Raw genomic sequence first — 21015 nt, forward strand, 5'->3', positions numbered from 1 at the left:
GAGACAGATGGCAAGGATCGTCCGGATCGACATGGACGCGCTCAAGCAGATGGAGTCGTCGCTGATCAGGATTCAGAACGCCTTTACGGACAGCGAGAACGACTCGTACCAGAGCCCGGAGGACCGGGCGGAGGACATCGGCCCCGGCAACCTGGTCGACAAGGCCAAGGACTACGGCAAGGACTGCAAGAAGAACTACGAGCGCCAGGCCGAGGACCTGGGCGCCCTGACCCAGGCGATCGGTCCGGTCATCGAGACCTTCGAGGAGGCGGACGAGGAGCTGGGCAAGAGCCTGACCGACAAGAAGAAGGGCGACCAGCCGCCGGCCGGGCCGCCCAACCAGGCCGCCGTCTAGCCGCCTGACCGCACAGAGCCGCACCCGGCCGCACGAGGAGGACCACCGCCATGCCCTACCTGTTCGAGGAGGACGTCCCGCAGCGGGACCTCCTGTTCGACTACGCGCTTCCGGAAGGCTGGAAGCAGTACGACCTGTCCGGCGACGCGCTCGCGGAGATGCGGGCCAAGGTCCTGGAGGAGTACGGGAACCGGCCGGAGGAGGCGGAGGCGCTCAACGAGCTGATCGCCGACATGGCCAGGGTCACCGACGAGGCGACCGGGTCCGGGCTGATCTCGGCCTCCGGGACCTTCGAGGAGTACGACGACGGGTTCTTCATGGCGACCGTCTGCGTGTTCGCCTTCCCGGCGGGCCGGGGCGAGCACACCATCGACCCCCTGCGCCTGGTCGACTACGTCTACCAGGACTCCGCCACCGCCCGCGAGGGCACCTGGCTGAAGAAGACCGTCGTCGACCTGACCGAGTCCGGCCTGGGCCAGTGCGGCCGTATCCAGGGCGTCACGGACTACGACACCGACGAGGCGATCCTGCGCACGGTGGCCATGCACACGGCACTGGAGTACCCGGGTCTGGACAAGCGCATCCTGGTCAGCTGCACCAGCCCCAACTCCCGGGAGGTCGACGAGGTCCTGGACCTCTTCGACGCGATCACCGCGTCGGCGCGGTTCTGGGAGCGCGACGTCCCCGCCGACGAGGGGGACTGAGCCCCCGCCGAACGGTGCGGGACCGGTGGCACCAGGGGTGAACCATCACCCCTGAGCAGGTATCAGCCACAATGATCACAGAAGGGCTCTCGGCCCCTCGGCCCGGCGCGGTCGCTCCGAGAGCACACACACGAGGAGACACACATGCCCGCGTACAACGTCGACAGTGACAAGACCGAGGAGACCTCGGGCTCCCTCACCCAGGAGTTCAACGAGTTCACCGAGCGCCTCCAGTCCATCAAGAACAAGGTCGACGCGCTGATCTCGGACGGCTACAGCACCCCCGCGGCGGAGAAGCACTTCCGTCCGTTCTTCGAGGACTTCAACAGCGGCTTCGAGGACGTCAACAAGGGCCTCGACGGCATCGCCAAGTACCTCAAGCAGGTCGGCACCACCTTCAGCGAGACCGACGAGAAGCTGGGCGAGGGCCTCAAGGGCTGACGGCCCCGCGCCGCCCCCGAACCACGCGCTCCTCGCGGGCACCCGCCCCGAACCGAGCCGCCCCGCCCCGAACGCCCGCGCCGGACCCCTCCCTCCCCCTCACGGCTCCCGCGCGGGCGCGGGGCGGACGCGCGGCTCCCACCGACCACAGCGTCGACCAACGCGACCCGCCCCCGAGGGCAGAGACCCGGAAGCAGTCCTCACCGTGCGCCTTCTCTTCACCGCGACCCCAGCCACCGGCCCGTCCGTGGACGGGCCGAACGGCTCCGGCCCCGTCGCCTCCTCGCCCCTGCGTCTGGACATGCTCGTCGACGCCGACCCCAGCGCCACCGTGCGCCAGCTCACCGAGGTCGTGGACCCGGTGGTCCGCACGGTGCCGCGCGTCGACGGCCAGGAGGTCCCGCTCTACGTCGGTGACCGGCGGGTCGATCCGTCCGTGTCCCTCGCGGACGCGGGGATCCTGGACGGGTCGGTCATCGGTGTGGGCGGTCCCGCGGAGGTCAAGGCGGAGCCCCCCGGCGTGGTGGAGGTCCGGGTGGTCTCCGGCCCCGACGCGGGGCGGGTCGTCCGGCTCGACCCGGGCGACTACGTCGTCGGTGACCACGAGAGCGCGGTGCTCGTCGTGGACGCCGACGGTCACTGGGCGCGGATCCGCGTGTCCCCCGACGGCACCGTCACCATCCGGGCCACCAGCACCGGTCAGGGCGCGTACCTGGAGCGCGACGAGGTCGCCCCGGACACCGCGTGGCCGCAGGGGGAGCAGCTCACCCTGGGCGGCACCCTCTTCGAGGCGTGGCCCAACCACCGGCCCGACGCCTCCGTCGTCACCTCCGAGGACGGCACCGGCCTGGACTACAACCGTCCGCCCCGGCTGCACCCCGCGCCCACCAAGACCAAGTTCAAGCTGCCCAGCCCACCCGAGCCGCCGGACCGGCCGATCGCCCAGCTGCTCATGATGATCCTCATGCCGATCACCATGGCGGTCGGCGGCGCGCTCATCATGAACCGCCCGCAGATGCTCCTCATCGGCCTGCTGGCGCCGGTCTCCGTGCTGTTCATGCAGCTGATGCAGCGCAAGACCACCAAGGCCCGCTACGAGAAGCAGCTCCTGGAGTTCGAGGAGAAGACGGAGCGGGTCACCAAGGACGCCCGCGACGCCCTGGTCCTGGCGCAGCGCCGCCTCCGCGACACCTGCCCCGACCCCGCCGCCGTCCTGCTGCTGTCCACCGGGCCGCGCTCCCGGCTGTGGGAGCGCCGCAAGATCGACGAGGACTTCACCCAGCTGCGCGTGGGCACCGGCAGCATCCCCTCCGAGGTCGTCCTCATGGACCCCACCAAGGACGACCACCGCAAGGAGGTCACCTGGGACATGCGGGACGTGCCGGTGAGCGTGTCGGTCAAGGACAACGGGGTCGTGGGTGTGGCCGGGACCGGCGAGGGCGCACACGCCCTGGAGCGCTGGCTGGTCGCCCAGCTCGTCGCCCTGCACAGCCCCGCCGAACTCCAGCTCTACCTGCTGTCCATGGAGGGCGACCACACCCGCTGGCGGTGGACCCGCTACGTCCCGCACCTGCGCGGCGACCTGCCCCAGCTCTCGCTGGGCCGGATCGGGATCGACGCCACCACGTGCGCCCGCCGCGTCTCTGAGCTGCTGATGATCATGGAGGCCAGGGCCCAGGCCGCGCGCGGAGCCGTCGACGACGAGCCCGCGATCGTGGTCGTCCTCGACGGCGCCCGCCGGATCCGCTCGCTGCCCGGGGTCGTGCAGCTGCTGCGCGAGGGCCCCGACGTGGGCATCTACGTCGTGTGCCTGGACGCCGAGGAGCGGCTGCTGCCCGAGGAGTGCCGGGCGGTCGTCAGCATCACCCCGCACGGGATGCGCCTGCGCCGGACCTCCTTCGACAACGTCGAGGACGTGCGCGCCGACGTTCCCTCCGCCGCCTGGGCGGACCGACTCGGACGGGCCCTGGCGCCCCTGCGCGACAGCAGCGTCGGGGAGTCCGGCGGTTCCCTGCCGCGCAGCGCGCGCCTGCTCGACGTGATCGGTCTGGAGCCGCCCAACGGCGACGCCATCGCCGCCCACTGGGCGGGCGGCGGCCGCAGCACGGTCGCCACCCTCGGTGTCGGCCTGGACGGCGCCTTCGCCGTCGACATCCGGCGGGACGGCCCCCACGCGCTCATCGCGGGCACCACCGGTTCCGGAAAGTCCGAACTCCTCCAGACGCTGGTGGCGTCGCTGGCGGCGGTGAACCGCCCCGAGTCGATGTCGTTCGTCCTGGTCGACTACAAGGGCGGCAGCGCGTTCAAGGACTGCGTGGACCTGCCGCACACCGTCGGCATGGTCACCGACCTGGACACCCACCTGGTGGGGCGCGCCCTGGTCTCGCTCGGCGCCGAGCTGCACCGCCGCGAGCACATCCTGGCGAAGGCCGGGGCGAAGGACATCGAGGACTACCTCGAACTCCTGGACCGCGACCCGCGCATGCCGCAGATGCCCCGGCTGATGCTGGTCATCGACGAGTTCGCGTCCATGGCGCGCGAGCTGCCGGACTTCGTCAAGGGCCTGGTCAACATCGCCCAGCGCGGCCGTTCCCTCGGCATCCACCTGGTGCTGGCCACCCAGCGCCCCGGCGGAGTGGTCACCAACGACATCCGCGCCAACACCAACCTGCGGATCGCGCTGCGGATGACCGACGAGACGGAGAGCCGCGACGTCATCGACGCCGCGGAGTCGGCCCACATCGGGATCGACACCCCCGGCCGCGCCTACGCCCGGCTCGGTCACGCGTCGCTGCTGCCGTTCCAGTCGGGCCGGGTCGGCGGCCGACGGATCGTGGCCGTCGAGAACGCCTCCGCCCCCGTCGCCCACCCGGTGAAGTGGTCCGACCTGGCGCTTCCCGCTCCGATCGCCGCCAAGGAGAGCCAACAGAGCGGCGACGTGGAGGCCACCGACCTCACGGCGCTGGTCGCGGCCGTGCGCGAGGCCACCGAGCGGGTCGGCGCGCGGCGGCAGCCCAGCCCCTGGCTGGAGGCGCTGCCCACGTCGCTGACCCTGTCGACGCTCCTGCGGGGGCGGCCCCCGCAGCCCGAGGCCGGGGCGGTGCGCCCTGTTCCGCTCGGGCTCATCGACGTCCCGGCGCAGCAGCGCCAGATGCCGTACACGTTCGACCTGGCCAGGACCGGACACCTGCACGTCATGGGGTCGGGCCGGACCGGCCGCTCCCAGACGCTGCGCACCCTCGCCGCCTCGCTCGCTCTGGGCCACCACCCCGACGACGTGCACATGTACGGCCTGGACTGCGGCAACGGAGCCCTGCTGCCGATGGAGCGGCTGCCGCACTGCGGGGCGGTCGCCCAGCGCACCCAGGGCGACCGCGTCGTGCGCCTGCTGGGGCTGCTCGGGGAGGAGCTGGACCGCAGGCAGAAGCTGCTCGCCGCGCACGGCTGCGCCGACCTGGAGGAGCTCCGGGCCAAGCTGCCGGCCCAGGAGCGACCGGCCCACATCGTGCTCTTCATCGACCGGCTCGACGCCTTCGAGCAGGCCTTCGGGGAGTACAACTACGGGGCGCTGGTCGAGGACGTCACCACCCTGATGCGGGACGGCGCGGGCGTGGGCGTGCACGTGGTCGCCACCGGCGACCGCCTGCTGACGCGCACGAAGTACTCCTCCACCACGGAGGACCTGCTGGTCCTGCGCTGCAACGACAGCGGGGACTACAGTTCGGCCGGGCTCCAGGCCCGGGCGCTGCCGGAGGAGGTCCCGGACGGCCGGGCCTTCCGTGCGGGCGACGCGCTGGAGGTCCAGATCGCGCTCCTGACGAAGAACCCGCAGGGTGCCGCCCAGGGCGCCGAGCTCGCACGCATCGCGGAGTTCGTCTCCAAGCGCCAGGGTCCCGGCGGCGGACCGAGGCCGTTCCGCGTCGACGTCCTGCCGGACCGCCTGAGCTACGCGGACATGGCCCGCTACCGCACCCAGCGGCCCCGTCCGCTGCACGCCCTGATCGGGGTCGGCGGAAACGAGCTCACCGCCGTCACCGCCGACCTGTCGCGGATCCCGACCTTCCTCGTGAGCGGCCCTCCCCAGTCCGGTCGGTCCAGCATGCTCACGACCATGGCCGCGTCGCTGCTGGAGGGAGGGACGGAGCTGCTGCTGGTCACGCCGCGCGGTTCACGCCTGGCCGATCTGCGGAACGAGCGCGGGGTGCGGGCCGTCATCGACGCCGCCGAACCGAGGCTCTCGCAGCTGCACGACGCGCTCGGGCGCTTCGAGGCGGACACGGCGGTCGTGGTGATCGACGACGCCGAGCTGCTGCTCCAGAGCGACCTCGGCAAGGAGTTCACGCGGATCGCGCGCGGCATGGTGGGCGCGGGATGGGGCATCGTCGCGGCGGGCACCAACGAGGCGCTCCAGGGCGGCTTCAACGGTTGGCACGTCCACCTCAAGCGCAACCGCATCGGTGCGCTGCTGTCCCCGCAGAGCCAGGCCGACGGCGAGGTCCTGGGGCTGCGGCTGCCCAAGGGCGTGTCCAGCCCGAGGCTCACCCCGGGGACCGCCTACCTGCACCTGGGTGACGGCAGGGTCCAGCAGGTGAGGGTGCCCATGCCGTGACCGCCGGAGCCGGGGGGGTGAAGGTACCTTGTGCGCGAGGTTAAAGGCGCTAGGATCCATTTACTCCCCTTGATCCCCCTTCGCCACCCCTGTTCTCGGTGGGCGCCTGACCCCGCTGCCAGAGTCAACCGTCCCACCCGTATGCCGATCAGGATCTGTTCCCAGTGAACCCAACCCCATCAGCCGTCTCACTTCCGGTCACCGCCACCGATCTGACCTCGACCGACCCCGCGAGGATCGGTCCCTACCAGCCCCTCAAACGCCTGGGCGCGGGCGGCATGGGCGTCGTGTACGCCGCCCAGGCCAACGGGGGCGAGATCGTCGCGGTCAAGCTCATCCACCCCGAGTACGCCGCCGACGAGGAGTTCCGGGCGCGCTTCACCCGTGAGGTCGAACTGCTCCGCAGGGTGGGCGGCGCGTGCGCGGTCCCCCTGCTGGACGCCGACACCGGTGCCGACCGGCCCTGGCTGGTCACCCCGCTGGTGCGGGGCATGACGCTCAGCGCCTACATGCGCAAGCACGGCGCGCTCGAGGAACAGCTGCTGATCGGCCTGGCCGCCGGTGTGGCCGAGGCGCTCGCCCAGATCCACGAGGCGGGCATCGCGCACCGCGACCTCAAACCCGCCAACATCGTCCTGTCGCCCGAAGGGCCCCGGGTCCTCGACTTCGGGGTGGCCCGGGCGGTGGACCAGACGGCGCTCACCCGCACCGGATCGGTCATGGGTTCGCCCGGGTGGATCAGCCCCGACCACTACCAGGGCAAGCCCGCCAGCACCACCGACGACATCTTCGCCTGGGGCGCCCTGGTGACCTACGCGGCCACCGGGCGACCGCCCTTCGGCAGCGGGGACCCGGCCGCGATCGCCCACAGGGTGATCAGCGGGGAACCGGACACCGAGGGGTTCACCGGTCCGCTGGCCGACCTCGCGCGGCGCGCGCTCCAGAAGGAGGGCTCCCAGCGGCCCACGGCCCTCCAGCTGGTCTCGGAGATGGTGTCCGTGACCCACCCCGGGCGGTCCTTCGCCCCGGTGGCCTCGGCCGCAGCGGCCGGGAGCGTGATGGGCGCCCTGGTCGACAACAACTGGCACGGCGTGCAGACCGCGCCCGAACGCGAGTTCGCGGTGGCGGCGCCCCGGAGCGGCGGCGGGGGCAGGGTCCTGGCCCTGGTCGGGGCGGGCCTGGGGGCCCTCCTGCTGATCGCCGGACTCGGCTTCGGCGGCGTGGCCCTGGCCAGCAACTGGGACTCGCTGCCCGTCGCCTCGTGGTTCTCCGGAGACGAGGAGGAGCCGGGCGGCGACTCCGTGAAGGAGGGCTCCAACGACGAACAGCGCCGTCCGGGGCCGGTCGGCAAGGAGCCCACGGAGGAGGCCTCTCCGTCGGACGACCCCTCGGAGGACGCCGACGACGGCGAGGACGACGGCGAGGACGACGAGGGCGAGGAGGACGGTGGTGCGACCACCGCCATGGCCACCGTCGGCGCCGGGGTGAGCGCGTCGGGCGAGCGCCCGTCCGGCGACCACGTGGTGGCCTTCCAGCCCGAGGGCGGATCCGGCCGGTACGCGGTGCTCGACGGCGCCACGGTGGTGTGCGCGTGGAGCTTCTGCCAGGAGCAGGGCGGCGGTGTGGCCGACGGCGCCGCCGGATCGGTCTCCTCCAGCCCCGGCGCGCTCACCGGCTACGCCAACTCCGGCAGCCGCACCGTCTCGGCGGAGGTCACCTACACCGAGAGCGGCGGCACCGTCACCATCACCCGACTCGTGGAGCACCACAAGACCAGCGGTAGCGGAACCCCGCCCTGGTAGGAGGAGCAGAAGTGCTGAAGTCACTCACCCGCCGGATCTCCTGCGGGCTCACCGTCGTCCTGGTCGCGGCCTTCGCCAGCCCCGCCCCGGCCTCCGCCGACTCCTACAACGGGGAGTGCGGGAGCGGGTACGGGGTGGTGAACTCGGCCTCCGTCTCCGGAGGTACGGTCCACCTGGCCTACAACAACTCCAACGGCAGGAACTGCGTGGTCGTGACGCGGTCCAGCCCCGGCTCCGCGATGGACATGGACGCCGCACTCAAGCGCTCCGACTCCGGTTCCTGGAAGACCGACCCGGGCAGCTTCACCTCCTACGCCGGTCCGGTCTACCTGGACGCGGCCGGGCAGTGCGTGGACTGGGGCGGTTCGATCGGCGGCGAGTGGGTCGTGCGCAACGGGACCAACTGCGGCTGACCCGGCGCCCGGGAACGTGAGAGGCCCCTCGGAACAGGGTGTTCGGCGGGGCCCTCCGCTGCCCGGGGCCGCCGGGCGGGGCGACGCGGGTGGATCAGACCCGGTAGAACGAGAAGGAGCCGTACTGGGAGATGCTGACCTCCCATTCGGTGACGTCGCCGGTCTCCTCGTCCAGGCTCTGGCACAGGAAGGGCGCCTCGCCGCCGGTCTCGCCGCGCTCGACGTCGGATTCCATGTCGCAGAGCACGAGCTCGGACTCGGCGCTCACCCGCAGGCTGTCCTCGACGACCTCGCGCACGAGCGGGCCCTCGGGCAGATCCCAGTCGTAGTTGATCAGGATGCCCGAAGAACTGATGTCGATCGTGTACTCGAACTCCTCGTCCAGGAAGGTCACCGTGCAGGTGACGGACTCCCCCTCCTCACCGGCGATCTCCGGGCAGGAGGAGGTGGCGTCGGGGTCGGTCACCGAGGCGAAGGTGGAGACCCGCTCCAGCGCCTCCCAGGCGATGCGGTCCCCCAGGGGCGCGGCGGCGTCCGGTTCGGCGGGCAGATCCGCCTCCGGGTCGATCTCGGGAGCCTCGTCGGGGACGGGTCCCCGGTTGAACGAGGAGGTGTCCACCTCGGCCGCCTCGTCCTCGACCTCCTCGACCGCGGCCGTGTCGGGCTGGGTGGGCTCGGGGTCCTCGCCGCCGCAGGCGGCGAGGGCGAGGGCGGAACCGGCGGCGACCAGTCCGAGGGCGACACGGTGTCGGCGGGTGGAGTTCAGCATGGGTCATCCCGTCAGGAGAGCGGTTGGGGTGTCCGCTTGGGTCCCTGACCGGGGCTTTTGGTTCTGAGGCGGGCCACTATGTGGTCTATGTCATATGGTGGGGCTGGAGTGGACCGTGTGTCTGACCCGGTCGACGCGCAGGTCAGGGCGGTGGAGGTCGATCCTGTGCCGAGCACCACACCCCGGATCAACGGAACCGAACGCGGTTCTCTACCATCTCGAAGTATGGACGTCCCTGAGAGCGGGGCCGCCGGTACCGCGGCCCCCAACCTGGCCGAAGGCTTCCCGGCGGCCACACGTGAGCGGTGGCGCGAACTCGTCGCCGGGGTGCTGCGCAAGAGCGGTGTCGCCGAGGAACGGCTCGCGGACACCCCCGAGTCCGTCCTCGCCACGCACGGCTACGACGGGTTCGACATCGAACCCCTCTACACCGCCGATCCGCCCGCCGCCGACCCCGGCTACCCCGGACTTCCCCCCTTCACGCGCGGCCACCGTCCCGGCGGAGGCGTGGCCGGAGGCTGGGACATCCGCGCCCGGCACACCGACGCCGACCCCGCCGAACTGCGCCGCCGCATGCACGGCGACCTCATGAACGGCGTGAGCTCGCTGTGGGTGGCCGTGGGCGCCGACACCGCCGAACCCCGCGGGGTCCCCCTCTCCCGCCTGGGCGAGGCCCTCGCGGACGTCTACCTCGACCTCGCCCCTGTGGTGCTGTCCGCACCCGGGCCCCACGCCCTCGACGCCGCGACCGCCCTGCTCCGGGCGCACGCCGACGCCGACGTCCCCGACGGCCGCGTCATCTCCCACCTGGGCCTGGACCCGCTCAGCGCGGCAGCCCTGGCCGGGGAGCGCCCCGACGTGGCAGACACCGCCCGCTTCGCCGCCGAACACGCCGCCCGCTACCCCGGGCTCGGCCTGTTCGTCGCGGACGGCACGCTCGTGCACGACGCGGGCGGCTCCGAGGCCCAGGAGATCGGCTCCGCCGTCGCCGCGGGGACCGCCTACCTGCGCGCCCTCGCGGACGCCGGGATCGCCCCCGCCGACGCCGCCCGCCGGATCGAGTTCCGGCTCGCCGCCAACGCCGACCAGTTCTCCGTCATCGCCAAGCTCCGCGCCGTCCGCGCCATGTGGAACCAGGTCCTGGAGGCCTGCGGGGTGCCCGCCGACCGGCGCGGCACGAGCCTGCACGCCACCACCTCGGACGCGATGCTCACCCGACGCGACCCGCACGTGAACATGCTCCGCACCACGGTGGCCTGCTTCGCCGCCGGGGTGGGCGGCGCCGACGCGGTCACCGTGGCGCCCTTCGACTCCGCACTGGGACTCCCCGACGACTTCGCCCGCCGGATCGCCCGCAACACCCAGTCGCTCCTCATCGAGGAGTCGCACCTGGCCCAGGTCATCGACCCGGCCGGGGGATCGTTCTACGTCGAGGCCCTCACCCGCGACCTCTACGGCGCGGGCTGGGCGTTCTTCCAGGAACTGGAGCGCGCCGGGGGCATCGGCGCGGCGATCGAACACGGTGGACTCCGCGCCGCCGTGGACCGCCTCTGGGAACGCCGCCGCCACGACCTCGCCCGCCGCACGGCCCCGCTCACGGGGGTCAGCGAGTTCCCCGACCCGAACGAGAAACCCCTGGTCCGCGATCCCGACCCCGCCCGTCCCGAACCGGTCCGGGGCGGCTTCCCGGTCCGCCGCTACGCCCAGGACTACGAGGCCCTGCGGGACCGCTCGGACGCCCACACCGCCGCGACGGGCCACCGGCCCGGCGCGTTCCTGGCCACCCTCGGGCCGGTCGCCGCGCACACCGCCCGCGCCTCCTTCGCCACCAACCTCCTCGCCGCCGGGGGGATCGAGGCCGACGACCCGGGCCCCCTCGACGACGCGCCGTCCGCCGCGCGCTCCTTCGCGGATTCCGGCAGCCGGGTCGCGGTGATCTGCTCCTCGGACCGGCTCTACGACGAGCACGCCGAAGAGGTCGCCCGCGCGCTCAAGGGAGCCGGAGCCCGCCGCGTCCTGCTCGCCGGGGCGCCCCGCGACGCCTACCGGGAGGCCGGGGTGGACGCCTTCGCTCACAGGGGCTGCGACGCCGTCGCCCTGCTCACCGACCTGGTCGACGTGATCCTCACCGACCCCCCGACCACCACGACCGACTCCACCCAGGGGGAGACCGCATGATCCCCGACTTCTCCGCCGTCGACCCGTGCCTTCCGGCCTTCACCGGCGCCGACCGGGGCGCGGCCGACTGGCGGCGCGCCCTGGAGGAATCCACGGGCAAGGCCGCCGACGCCCTGGAGTGGGAGACCCCCGAGGGGATCGGCGTCAAGCCGCTGTACACGCCCGCCGACCGCGCGGGCCTGGACTTCGTGGACGGGCTGCCGGGCATCCCGCCGTACCTGCGCGGGCCCTACCCGACCATGTACGTGAACCAGCCGTGGACCATCCGCCAGTACGCGGGCTTCTCCACCGCTGAGGAGTCCAACGCCTTCTACCGCCGCAACCTCGCCGCCGGGCAGAAGGGCCTCTCGGTCGCCTTCGACCTGGCCACCCACCGGGGCTACGACTCCGACCACCCGAGGGTCGCCGGCGACGTCGGCATGGCGGGCGTGGCCATCGACTCCATCTACGACATGCGCCAGCTGTTCGACGGGATCCCTTTGGACCGGATGAGCGTGTCCATGACCATGAACGGCGCGGTGCTGCCCGTCCTGGCGCTGTACATCGTGGCCGCCGAGGAGCAGGGGGTGCCCCCGGAGAAGCTGTCGGGGACCATCCAGAACGACATCCTCAAGGAGTTCATGGTCCGCAACACCTACATCTACCCGCCGCGGCCGTCCATGCGGATCATCTCCGACATCTTCGCCTTCACCTCGCAGCGGATGCCGCGCTTCAACTCCATCTCCATCTCCGGCTACCACATGCAGGAGGCCGGGGCCACGGCCGACCTGGAGCTGGCGTACACCCTCGCGGACGGCGTGGAGTACATCCGCGCCGGTCAGAGATCCGGGTTGGACGTGGACGCCTTCGCGCCCCGGCTGTCGTTCTTCTGGGCGATCGGGATGAACTTCTTCATGGAGGTCGCCAAGCTGCGCGCGGCCCGCCTGTTGTGGGCCCGCCTGGTCAAGGACCTGGGCGCCGCCAAGGACAAGTCGCTCAGCCTGCGCACGCACTCCCAGACCTCCGGCTGGTCCCTCACCGCGCAGGACGTGTTCAACAACGTCGCGCGCACCTGTGTGGAGGCCATGGCGGCCACCCAGGGTCACACCCAGTCGCTGCACACCAACGCCCTGGACGAGGCGCTCGCCCTGCCCACGGACTTCTCCGCGCGCATCGCCCGCAACACCCAGCTGCTGTTGCAGCAGGAGTCCGGCACCACGCGCGTGGTCGACCCCTGGGGCGGCAGCTACTACGTGGAGAGCCTCACCCAGCAGCTGGCCGAGAAGGCGTGGGCGCACATCCAGGAGGTCGAGAAGGCCGGGGGCATGGCCGCCGCGATCGACGCCGGACTGCCCAAGATGCGCATCGAGGAGGCGGCCGCCCGCACCCAGGCGCGCATCGACTCCGGACGGCAGCCGGTGATCGGGGTCAACAAGTACCGGCCCGACTCCGCCGACGAGATCGACGTCCTCAAGGTCGAGAACTCCAGGGTCCGCTCCGAACAGCTGGACAAGCTCCGCCGCCTGCGCGAGGAGCGCGACGACGACCGGGTGCGCGCCGCCCTCGACGCCCTCACCGAGGCGGCCGGGCGCGAGTCCAGGGCCGACGCGTCCCTCACCAACAACCTGCTCGCCGCCGCCGTCGACGCCGCCCGCGCCAAGGCGACGGTCGGGGAGATCTCCGACGCCATGGAGAAGGTCTTCAACCGCCACTCCGGCCAGATCCGTACGATTCAGGGTGTGTACAGGAACGAGGCGGCCGGGAGCTCCGACGCGGCCGGACTGATGGATCGGGTGACCGCCCGGGTCGACGAGTTCGCGGAGGCCGAGGGGCGCCGTCCCCGCATCCTCGTGGCGAAGATGGGCCAGGACGGCCACGACCGGGGACAGAAGGTGATCGCGACCGCCTTCGCGGACCTCGGTTTCGACGTGGACGTGGGCCCGCTGTTCCAGACCCCGGCCGAGGTCGCCGTCCAGGCCGTGGAGGCCGACGTGCACGTGGTCGGGGTGTCCTCCCTGGCCGCCGGACACCTGACCCTGGTGCCCGCGCTGCGCGAGGAACTGGCCGGACTCGACCGCGAGGACATCATGATCGTGGTGGGCGGGGTGATCCCGCCGGGTGACTTCGACGAGCTCCGCGCCGCCGGGGCGTCGGCCATCTTCCCACCCGGAACGGTGATCGCGGAGGCCGCGATCGACCTGCTCGACCAGCTGGAGGAACGGTTGGACCCGGAGGGCACGGGGCAGCGGGGCTGACTGTTCAGCGCGGGCGGGCCGGAGCGGCCCGGCCGGAGGCGAACGGCCGGGACCCGGCCGGAAGGGGAGTGGACGTGGCGGTGCGCGGGAGGCGTCCGGTGGACGTGGACGCCCTGGCCGAGGGGGTGCTGTCCGGGCACCGGCCGACCCTGGCCAGGGCGATCACCCTCGTGGAGTCGCGCCGCCCGGACCACACGCGCGCCGCCCAGGAGCTGTTGGTGCGGCTGCTCCCGCACACCGGCAAGGCCCAACGGGTGGGGATCACCGGGGTACCCGGCGTGGGCAAGTCGACCTTCATCGACGCGCTGGGCACCCGGCTGACCTCGCGCGGGCACCGGGTGGCCGTACTCGCGGTCGACCCCTCCTCCACCCGCACCGGCGGCAGCATCCTGGGCGACAAGACGCGCATGGCCGACCTCGCGGTGGACCCGGACGCGTTCATCCGGCCCTCGCCCACGGCGGGCACCCTCGGCGGGGTGGCCCGCGCCACCAGGGAGACCATGCTGCTCATGGAGGCGGCCGGGTTCGACGTGGTCCTGGTGGAGACCGTGGGGGTCGGCCAGTCCGAGGTCACCGTCGCCGCCATGGTGGACTGCTTCCTGTTCCTCACCCTGGCCCGGACCGGGGACCAGCTCCAGGGCATCAAGAAGGGCGTCCTGGAACTCGTGGACGTGGTCGCGGTGAACAAGGCCGACGGCCCGCACGCCGACGACGCCCGCAAGGCCGCCCGGGAGCTCTCCCGTGCCCTGCGCCTGCTCCAGCCGGTCCACCCCGAGTGGCGGCCGCCGGTGCTGACGTGCAGTGGCCTGACCGGTGACGGGCTGGACGAGGTGTGGGACACGGTGCTCGACCACCGGCGGGTGCTGGAGCGCGACGGCGCCCTCGCCGACCGGCGCAGCGAGCAGGGTGTGAGCTGGATGTGGGACCAGGTGCGGGACCAGCTCATGGACACGTTCCTGCGGGACGCGGGTGTGGCCGACCTCATTCCGACGATGGAGTCACGGGTGCGTTCGGGTGAGACCACCGCCACCCTGGCCGCGCGTTCCCTGCTGGACTCCTTCACCCAGGGTGACGGTGACGCGGAGGGTCGAACGGACCGTGACCGGGCCGAGAGTGACGGTGGGAGTGCCTGAGGGGCACGAGGCAACACCGGTTACCATGTCGTGAAATGACCCAGGGTGAACGGGAGGTATCGCCCTGGGCGGAGGGGGTTCTCGCCCATGAGGCGAAAATTTCTTGCCTGATGCCATTCCCGTGGGAGCGGTTCGCTTATACCGTGTGTGTCCAACGACTTACCAGGCCGCTCGGGCGCGCAAGTGTCTCCCCTCACCGGACCGGCTCTGTGGGAGTGGAGCCGGGTCCGGTAGTCGTTCCCGGCCGGGCTGCGTATGGTTAAGCGAGGGACCCCTCACCATCTGAACGTGGGGCCGGGAGGAGTGAACGTGCACAGGCTTGGACTGAGCACGCGGTTCGAGAGCCGCAGCGTCATCGTCGCGATCGAGGGAGAGCTCGACATCGCGACCGCCGCCGACCTCCAGGAACACATCAAGACCGCGATCGAGGACCACGGTCCGTGGCTGATCCTGGACCTGTCCGCCCTGGACTTCATGGACTCCAGCGGGCTGAACGTCATCATCAACGCCTATCGGAACGTCCGTGAGCGGGACGGTTCCCTGTCACTGGCGGCACTGAACGAACGCGTCACCAAGGTCGTCCGACTGGTCGGCCTGCACCGTCAGGTTCCCGTCCACCAGACCGTCGCCACCGCCGTCGCGGCGATGGAGGCCCTGGAGGCCAAACGCCAGGCCGGCTAGCGGAATCCAGGGTTCCGTGGGCCCCCTCCCGGGACCGTGGCCGCCGCTGACACCCCTCCTCTCCCGTGCCCTCCTCCGGCAGGCTCGGTGCCCTGCCCGGAGAGGATCGGGTGTCGCCCCGCCGTGACCGCCCCGAAGCGGCGCGGCCCTCCCCTGTGGACAACCGGCCTCACCCGCCTCCTTCGGGGATAATGGGTGCATCGACGACACGACCCCCTCCCCCCGGTCCCCCCGCCGCCTCCTCGACCCCCTCCGCCGCCTCCTCCTCCAGGTCGGTTACGACCCGCGTAACGCGAGGATCGTCGCGGGGGTCAGCTTCGCACTGCTCATGCTCCTGACCATGGTCTTCGGCTTCGTCCTCGGTGTCAGCGACTTCTCCGTCCGCATACTGATCGGCGTGGCCGCGGTCGGCGCGGTCCTGGGCCTCCCGCTCTTCGCCGTCCTCGTCGCCGCTCTGGTGCACCTCTCCCTGGGCAGGCGCCTGGTGAGATCCAGCCCGGCCGACGGGCGCGCCGCGAGAAGGGTGCTCCGGTCGGGAGAGCTGACCGGCGTGCCCGAGGTGGACCGGATCGCCAGGGACCTGGCCGCGCTGGTCCTGAGGCAGCGCCTGTGGCCGTCGGTGCTGCTGCTGTGCGGTCTCGGAGCGCTGAACCTGTTCAACGCGCTCAACCGGTACACCTCGGACGGCTCCTGGAACGGGATGTCCGTGTTCTTCCTGGCGACGGGCCTCCTCTTCGTGGTGATGGTGGCCGTCTCCGTCCCCGTCGACACCCGGGGCAGGCGAAGAGCACGGGCCGTGGCCGACGCCTACGACGCCCGTGCGCGGGGGGACGGTCATCGAACCCCCAGCGAAAGGTATCGGATTGGTAACGGAAATTCCGGGTAGTGGGTTCGGCATGAACGAGCACACGACGCACCCCCCGTCCGCTCGCCGACATCCCAGGGCCCTGTTCGGCCAGATGCAGGTCTACGCGCAGAACCACCCGCGTGCCTACGCCGCCAGGGTCATGTCGGTCGTCCTCCTCCTGACGCTGCTCCCCCCGCTCGTCCTCTGCGTGATCCTGCTCGACGACTGGAGTTCGTTCGTCCCGGTCCTCATCGGTGCCACCGCCCCCGCGGTGATCGTGGGCGCCCTCATGGTGTGGCTGATGCCCTGGTTCCTGCGTCGGACCCTCGGCACCTCCATCCTGCGTCCGGGCACCGATCCGGTGGACCTGCTGGAGGCCAAGCGTCAGCTGCGCCGCGGCGGCCTGCACGAGAGGGAGGAGGTCAACCGGATCGCGCGGGTGGTCGCCGCCCAGGCGGAGGCGAAGATCAACTCCCCGAGGACCGTCAACGTCTTGAGCGTGGCCGGAATGCTGATGTTCGGTGCGCTCACCATCGTGAACTACGCGCTCGACGGCCTGGGGTTCGACTTCCTCTTCAGCGCGACGCTCACCCTGTTGTTCCTGGCGTACCTGCTCTTCCTCGGGCCCTGGACCAGGCGCTACCGCCAGCGGGCACGGGACTTCGCGAGGCTCTACGACGAGCGCGCGGCCGACCGGGAGAACGAGCCCCGGACGCCGTAGTCCACTGACCCGGGACCTCTCGGGTGACTGCGAGCCTCCGCGTCCCCCCGGCGAACGTCCCCCGTCCGCCGGGGGTGCCCCCTGTCAGCGAGCGCCGAGCAGGTGCTCCAGGGCGAGTTGGTCCAACCGCTCGAAGTGGTAGCCGCGCCGTCCCACCGTCTCCAGGTCCAGCTCCTCGCGGAGCAGGTCCGTGACGCCCTCCCCCGGGGAGAGCGTGGGTTCGGACAGCTCGGCCACCCGGGCCTCGGCCAGGGCCGCGGCCACCTCGGGGTCGGCGCGGAAGGACGCGGCCCGCTCCTTCAGGAGGAGGTAGTTGCGCATGCAGCCCGCGGCGGACTCCCACACCCCGGAGACGTCCTCGGTGCGCGGCGGCTTGAAGTCGAAGTGGCGGGGACCGTCGTACCCGGAGCGCTCCAGCAGGTCGACGAGGAAGAAGGCCTCCTTGAGTTCTCCGGCGCCGAACCGCAGGTCCTGGTCGTACTTGACGCCGCGCTGCCCGTTGAGGTCGATGTGGAGGAGCTTGCCCGCCCACAGTGCCTGGGCGACCCCGTGCGCGAAGTTCAGACCGGCCATCTGCTCGTGGCCGACCTCCGGGTTCACCCCCACCATCTCGGGGTGGGCCAGCCGCTCGATGAAGGCCAGGGCGTGGCCGACCGTGGGCAGCAGCACGTCGCCGCGCGGTTCGTTGGGCTTGGGCTCGATGGCGAAGCGCAGGTCGTAGCCCTGGTCGAGGACGTAGGAGCACAGCAGGTCGAAGGCCTCGCGCAGACGGTCCAGAGCGGCCTGGTGGTCCTTGCCCGCCTCGGTCTCGGCGCCGTCCTGGCCGCCCCAGCACACGAAGGTCCGCGCGCCCAGGGAGACCGCGAGGTCGATGTTGCGGACGACCTTGCGCAGCGCGTACCTGCGCACGTCCCGGCTGTTGGAGGTGAACCCGCCGTCCCGGAAGACCGGGTGGCTGAACAGGTTGGTGGTGACCATGGGCACCCGCAGCCCGGTCTCGTCGAGCGCGCTCCGGAAGCGCCGGAGGATCGCCTCCCGCTCATCGGGGGTGCTGCGCGGCGGGATCAGGTCGTCGTCGTGGAAGGTGACGCCGTACGCGCCGAGGTCGGAGAGACGGTGCACGGCGTCCACCGGGTCGAGCGCCGGACGTACCGGATCGCCGAAGGTGTTGACGCCGCGCCAGCCCACGGTCCACAGGCCGAAGCTGAAGCGGTCCTCAGGGGTGGGGCGGAGGTCGGTCATGTGTGCTCCCGGGGGGTTCGATCCGTGGAGGGCGCCGGACCCGGCCAGTTTGTCTAGAGTCACAACTAATTGTCAACGGTCTCCGCCACCCCGGTTCGGGCGGCGGTCACGCCCGTCTGCGCCCCTCCCACGCGGCGCGGGTGAGCCCGTACTCGACCTCGCCGTGCTCGGCCCCCTCGATCGGCTCCGGCCAGTCCCCGGTGAAGGTCCAGGCGAGAACCGGTCCCGACTCCTCCATCACCCGGCGGGAACGCGTGTTGACGCCCATGGTGTTCGCGGTGACCCGCTCCACGCCCAGCTCCGTGAAGCCCAGACGGACCAGGGCCGGGACCGCGCGTCACCTCGGGGTCATCGCCGAGGGCGACCAGGTGGTCGGTGTCGGCCGCCGCGAACGGTCGCAGCGTGAGCCGGTCGGTCTCCAGGAAGGGAACCACGAGGCGATCATGGCGAGGGGAGGCTCTGGAGGCCACCGCGTTTCCGCCTACGGGAGCGGCAGGGCACCCGAGTCCAGGCCGTGGATCATCACGGCGGCGCCGCCCCGCGACGCCGCGCTCATCCCGAGGGAGGAGGGCTCCACCCGGCAGCCGCCCGCCTCGGACGCGAAGGAGTGGGCCCGGGCCGCCGCACGACAGCTGGGGAGCAGCCACGGGGCCAAGGGCACGAAGTACCCGCCCAACACCACGGCCCCGGGATTGACCACGTTGACCAGGGTCGCCACCCCGCGTCCCAGCCAGGTTCCGGCCCGTTCCAGGGCGGCGACGGCCGCACCGTCACCCGCCGACGCGCGCTCCACCACGAGGCCGACCAGGGCCGCCACGTCCCGGCTCTCCAGGGGACCGTCCGCGACCCGGTCGGGCAGGGCGGCACGCAGGATCGCCCCGATCCCGGCCAGCGCCTCCAGGCAGCCCCGCCGCCCGCACGAGCACTCCGGCCCGTCGGCGGCCAGCTCCAGGTGGCCGATCTCCCCGGCGAAACCGGCCGCGCCGCGCAGCAGCTCACCACCGGTGAGCACCCCCGCGCCGATCCCCACCTCGCCGGTCACGTACACGAGGTCCGCGAGCCCGGCCAGGGATCCGAACCGGTACTCGGCCATGGCGCCGAGGTTGGCGTCGTTGTCGACCAGGACGGTCGCCTCCGCCAGGGCGGAGCCCTCCAGCGCGGAGCGGAGGAGGCCGCGCAGCGGAACGTCCCGCCAGTCCAGGTTGGGCGCCCGCGTCACCGTGCCGGTGGGGGAGTCGATCAGCCCGGGAACCGCCACGCTCACCCCGACCACCGCGCGGCCCTCCATCTCGGGCTCCCCGGCCACCTCCCGCAGGGCCGTAGCGATCCGGCCCGCACAGGCCTCGGGCCCCACGGAGCGCGCGTCCAGCGGCACGTGCCGCCGCACCAGGTCCCGGTGGGCCAGGTCCACGGCCACCACCGACAGGTAGTCGACGTTGACCTCCACGCCGACGGCCGCCACGGAACGGTCGTCCAGGGCCAGCAGGACTCCGGGGCGGCCCACCCGGCGCTGCGGCGACTGCCCGGTTTCCCGGACCAGCCTGCGGTCCATCAGGTCGCTGACCAGGCTGGACACGGTGGTCTTGTTCAGTCCGGTGGCCGCGGCGACGGCCGCGCGTGAGCAGGGGGAGAGCGCCCTGACGGTCCGCAGCACGGCGCGGAGGTTGTTCTCACGGATGGTGTGGAGACCCGCCGTGCCCGTACCGGCCGCCACCCGTACCCCCTCGTATTCCCGTTGCCCGTGTGTGGGGGCGCTGGTTGGATTCCCATCATGGTGCCTTCAGACGTCTTCCGTGACCAACCCGTCCTCGTGGGGGAGCGCGTGCGGTTGGAACCGCTCGGCGCGGCCTGCGCGGACGAGCTCATCCCCGCGCTCGTGGACATGGACCCGCAGGTGCGCAGGTTCACCGGCACCCACCAGGAGTTCACCCCCGAACAGCTGCGCCGCGTGTTCGCGGAGTGGGAGCACCGGAACGACCGGGCCGACTGGGTGATCCGCTCCTCGGACGGCACGGCCCTCGGGGACTGCGCGCTGCTCGACCTGGACCCGGACAACGCCGAGGCGCACTACCGGATCGCGCTCAACTCCATGGCGTGGACCGGCCAGGGCTACGGCACCGAGGCCACCGACCTGGTCCTGGAGTACGCCTTCGAGACCGCCGGGCTCCACCGGGTGGCCCTGGAGGTGTTCGCCTTCAACGTCAACGCCGAACGCTCCTACGCCAGGTCGGGGTTTGTCCGCGAGGGCGTGTGGCGTCAGCACCTGCGCTGGGACGGCGCCTGGCACGACGCGGTCCTGATGTCGATCCTGGACCACGAGTACGCCGAACTCCGACGCGGGCGTGGCTGATCAGCGGGACTCGCCGGAGTCGGCGCTAGTGTCGGTGGCATGCCCGTCCCGGACTTCGTCACCCAGCTGCGCGAGCACGTCGGCCACTCCCTCCTCCCCCTGGTGGGGGTGACCGGAGTGGTGCTCGACGACGACGGCCGCGTGCTGCTGCACCAGCGTTCCGACGACGGACGCTGGGCCACTCCCGGCGGCATCCTCGAACCGGGGGAGCAGCCCGCCCAGGCGGTGGTCCGCGAGGTGTGGGAGGAGACCGGGGTGCGGGTTGAGGTGGACCGCCTGGTGACCGTGGTCGGTCAGGAACCGCACACCTACCCCAACGGCGACCGGGTGCAGTTCCTCGACCTCGCCTTCCGGTGCCGTCCGGTCGGAGGCGCGCCCAGGGTCGACGGTGACGAGAGCCTGGACGTGGACTGGTTCGCCGAGTCCGAGACGCCGCCCATGGCCGAGCGCGTCCTCGAACGCATCCGCTGGGCCCGCGGTGACGGCAGCGAACCGTACTACGTCCGGTGATACGTTGACCGACATGCAGCGCGCCA

18 protein-coding genes are annotated in these 21015 nt (G+C 72.0%); 14 read left to right on the forward strand and 4 right to left on the reverse strand.

Annotated elements, in window-relative coordinates:
• Positions 1–7 precede the first annotated feature (7 nt).
• The 6 genes from AC0VYL_RS01830 (at position 8) to AC0VYL_RS01855 (ending at position 8324) form a co-directional block, all read left to right on the forward strand.
• Positions 8–355, forward strand: coding sequence for a hypothetical protein (locus AC0VYL_RS01830; protein ID WP_475458422.1), 348 nt, complete (start codon positions 8–10; stop codon positions 353–355).
• 50 nt (positions 356–405) lie between these two features.
• Positions 406–1059: a hypothetical protein gene (locus AC0VYL_RS01835; protein ID WP_475458425.1), complete on the forward strand. Its 654-nt coding sequence runs from the start codon at positions 406–408 to the stop codon at positions 1057–1059.
• A gap of 144 nt (positions 1060–1203) precedes the next feature.
• Positions 1204–1500: a WXG100 family type VII secretion target gene (locus tag AC0VYL_RS01840; RefSeq protein WP_378738097.1), complete on the forward strand. Its 297-nt coding sequence runs from the start codon at positions 1204–1206 to the stop codon at positions 1498–1500.
• A 205-nt stretch (positions 1501–1705) separates the two neighbouring features.
• Positions 1706–6109 carry an FtsK/SpoIIIE domain-containing protein gene (locus AC0VYL_RS01845; RefSeq protein WP_475482133.1) on the forward strand — a complete coding sequence of 1468 codons (4404 nt, stop codon included), beginning with the start codon at positions 1706–1708 and terminating at the stop codon, positions 6107–6109.
• Positions 6110–6273: 164 nt separating this feature from the next.
• Positions 6274–7911 (forward strand): serine/threonine-protein kinase, encoded by a 1638-nt coding sequence (locus AC0VYL_RS01850; RefSeq protein WP_475482134.1) that lies wholly within the window; start codon positions 6274–6276, stop codon positions 7909–7911.
• A gap of 11 nt (positions 7912–7922) precedes the next feature.
• On the forward strand, positions 7923–8324 hold the full coding sequence (locus AC0VYL_RS01855) for a spore-associated protein A (protein ID WP_475458432.1): 402 nt from the start codon (positions 7923–7925) through the stop codon (positions 8322–8324).
• A 94-nt stretch (positions 8325–8418) separates the two neighbouring features.
• On the opposite strand, the gene AC0VYL_RS01860 is transcribed toward AC0VYL_RS01855, so the two are convergent.
• Positions 8419–9093: a hypothetical protein gene (locus AC0VYL_RS01860; RefSeq protein WP_475482135.1), complete on the reverse strand. Its 675-nt coding sequence runs from the start codon at positions 9091–9093 to the stop codon at positions 8419–8421.
• A gap of 225 nt (positions 9094–9318) precedes the next feature.
• Here AC0VYL_RS01860 and AC0VYL_RS01865 point away from each other — a divergent pair, with 225 nt between their 5' ends.
• The 6 genes from AC0VYL_RS01865 (at position 9319) to AC0VYL_RS01890 (ending at position 16887) form a co-directional block, all read left to right on the forward strand.
• The gene (locus AC0VYL_RS01865; RefSeq protein WP_475482136.1) at positions 9319–11271 is read left to right on the forward strand and encodes a methylmalonyl-CoA mutase family protein; all 1953 of its coding nucleotides are present in this window, start codon (positions 9319–9321) and stop codon (positions 11269–11271) included.
• The gene (scpA, locus tag AC0VYL_RS01870; protein WP_475482137.1) at positions 11268–13505 is read left to right on the forward strand and encodes a methylmalonyl-CoA mutase; all 2238 of its coding nucleotides are present in this window, start codon (positions 11268–11270) and stop codon (positions 13503–13505) included. The genes AC0VYL_RS01865 and scpA overlap by 4 nt, the downstream gene beginning before the upstream one ends.
• Before the next feature lie 68 nt (positions 13506–13573).
• Positions 13574–14638 (forward strand): methylmalonyl Co-A mutase-associated GTPase MeaB, encoded by a 1065-nt coding sequence (gene meaB, locus AC0VYL_RS01875; RefSeq protein WP_475458439.1) that lies wholly within the window; start codon positions 13574–13576, stop codon positions 14636–14638.
• Positions 14639–14947: 309 nt separating this feature from the next.
• A complete protein-coding gene (locus AC0VYL_RS01880; protein ID WP_475458441.1) occupies positions 14948–15319 on the forward strand; it encodes an STAS domain-containing protein in 372 nt (123 codons plus the stop codon).
• A gap of 328 nt (positions 15320–15647) precedes the next feature.
• Positions 15648–16205: a hypothetical protein gene (locus AC0VYL_RS01885; RefSeq protein ID WP_475482138.1), complete on the forward strand. Its 558-nt coding sequence runs from the start codon at positions 15648–15650 to the stop codon at positions 16203–16205.
• Positions 16206–16215: 10 nt separating this feature from the next.
• Positions 16216–16887, forward strand: a complete 672-nt coding sequence (locus AC0VYL_RS01890; protein ID WP_475482139.1) for a hypothetical protein — start codon at positions 16216–16218, stop codon at positions 16885–16887.
• Positions 16888–16971: 84 nt separating this feature from the next.
• Here AC0VYL_RS01890 and xylA read toward each other — a convergent pair whose 3' ends face one another.
• From xylA to AC0VYL_RS01905, 3 genes are all read right to left on the reverse strand, one after another.
• Entirely contained in the window at positions 16972–18129 is a 1158-nt protein-coding gene (xylA, locus tag AC0VYL_RS01895) for a xylose isomerase (RefSeq protein WP_475482140.1), read from the reverse strand.
• A 106-nt stretch (positions 18130–18235) separates the two neighbouring features.
• Positions 18236–18421 carry a hypothetical protein gene (locus AC0VYL_RS01900; RefSeq protein ID WP_475482141.1) on the reverse strand — a complete coding sequence of 62 codons (186 nt, stop codon included), beginning with the start codon at positions 18419–18421 and terminating at the stop codon, positions 18236–18238.
• A 189-nt stretch (positions 18422–18610) separates the two neighbouring features.
• On the reverse strand, positions 18611–19843 hold the full coding sequence (locus tag AC0VYL_RS01905; RefSeq protein WP_475482142.1) for an ROK family protein: 1233 nt from the start codon (positions 19841–19843) through the stop codon (positions 18611–18613).
• A 57-nt stretch (positions 19844–19900) separates the two neighbouring features.
• Between AC0VYL_RS01905 and AC0VYL_RS01910 the strand changes: the two genes are divergently transcribed.
• Positions 19901–20479, forward strand: a complete 579-nt coding sequence (locus tag AC0VYL_RS01910) for a GNAT family N-acetyltransferase (protein WP_475458454.1) — start codon at positions 19901–19903, stop codon at positions 20477–20479.
• A 39-nt stretch (positions 20480–20518) separates the two neighbouring features.
• Positions 20519–20989 (forward strand): NUDIX hydrolase, encoded by a 471-nt coding sequence (locus tag AC0VYL_RS01915; RefSeq protein WP_475482143.1) that lies wholly within the window; start codon positions 20519–20521, stop codon positions 20987–20989.
• Positions 20990–21015: the final 26 nt, after the last annotated feature.

This window comes from Nocardiopsis sp. iso_238, assembly GCF_056173325.1.

Coding starts and splice junctions, on each gene's coding strand:
- AC0VYL_RS01830 (WP_475458422.1), top strand. CDS start 8: ATGGCAAGGATCGTCCGGATCGACATGGACGCGCTCAAGCAGATGGAG.
- AC0VYL_RS01835 (WP_475458425.1), top strand. CDS start 406: ATGCCCTACCTGTTCGAGGAGGACGTCCCGCAGCGGGACCTCCTGTTC.
- AC0VYL_RS01840 (WP_378738097.1), top strand. CDS start 1,204: ATGCCCGCGTACAACGTCGACAGTGACAAGACCGAGGAGACCTCGGGC.
- AC0VYL_RS01860 (WP_475482135.1), bottom strand. CDS start 9,093: ATGCTGAACTCCACCCGCCGACACCGTGTCGCCCTCGGACTGGTCGCC.
- AC0VYL_RS01865 (WP_475482136.1), top strand. CDS start 9,319: ATGGACGTCCCTGAGAGCGGGGCCGCCGGTACCGCGGCCCCCAACCTG.
- scpA (WP_475482137.1), top strand. CDS start 11,268: ATGATCCCCGACTTCTCCGCCGTCGACCCGTGCCTTCCGGCCTTCACC.
- AC0VYL_RS01885 (WP_475482138.1), top strand. CDS start 15,648: ATGCTCCTGACCATGGTCTTCGGCTTCGTCCTCGGTGTCAGCGACTTC.
- AC0VYL_RS01890 (WP_475482139.1), top strand. CDS start 16,216: ATGAACGAGCACACGACGCACCCCCCGTCCGCTCGCCGACATCCCAGG.
- xylA (WP_475482140.1), bottom strand. CDS start 18,129: ATGACCGACCTCCGCCCCACCCCTGAGGACCGCTTCAGCTTCGGCCTG.
- AC0VYL_RS01910 (WP_475458454.1), top strand. CDS start 19,901: ATGGTGCCTTCAGACGTCTTCCGTGACCAACCCGTCCTCGTGGGGGAG.
- AC0VYL_RS01915 (WP_475482143.1), top strand. CDS start 20,519: ATGCCCGTCCCGGACTTCGTCACCCAGCTGCGCGAGCACGTCGGCCAC.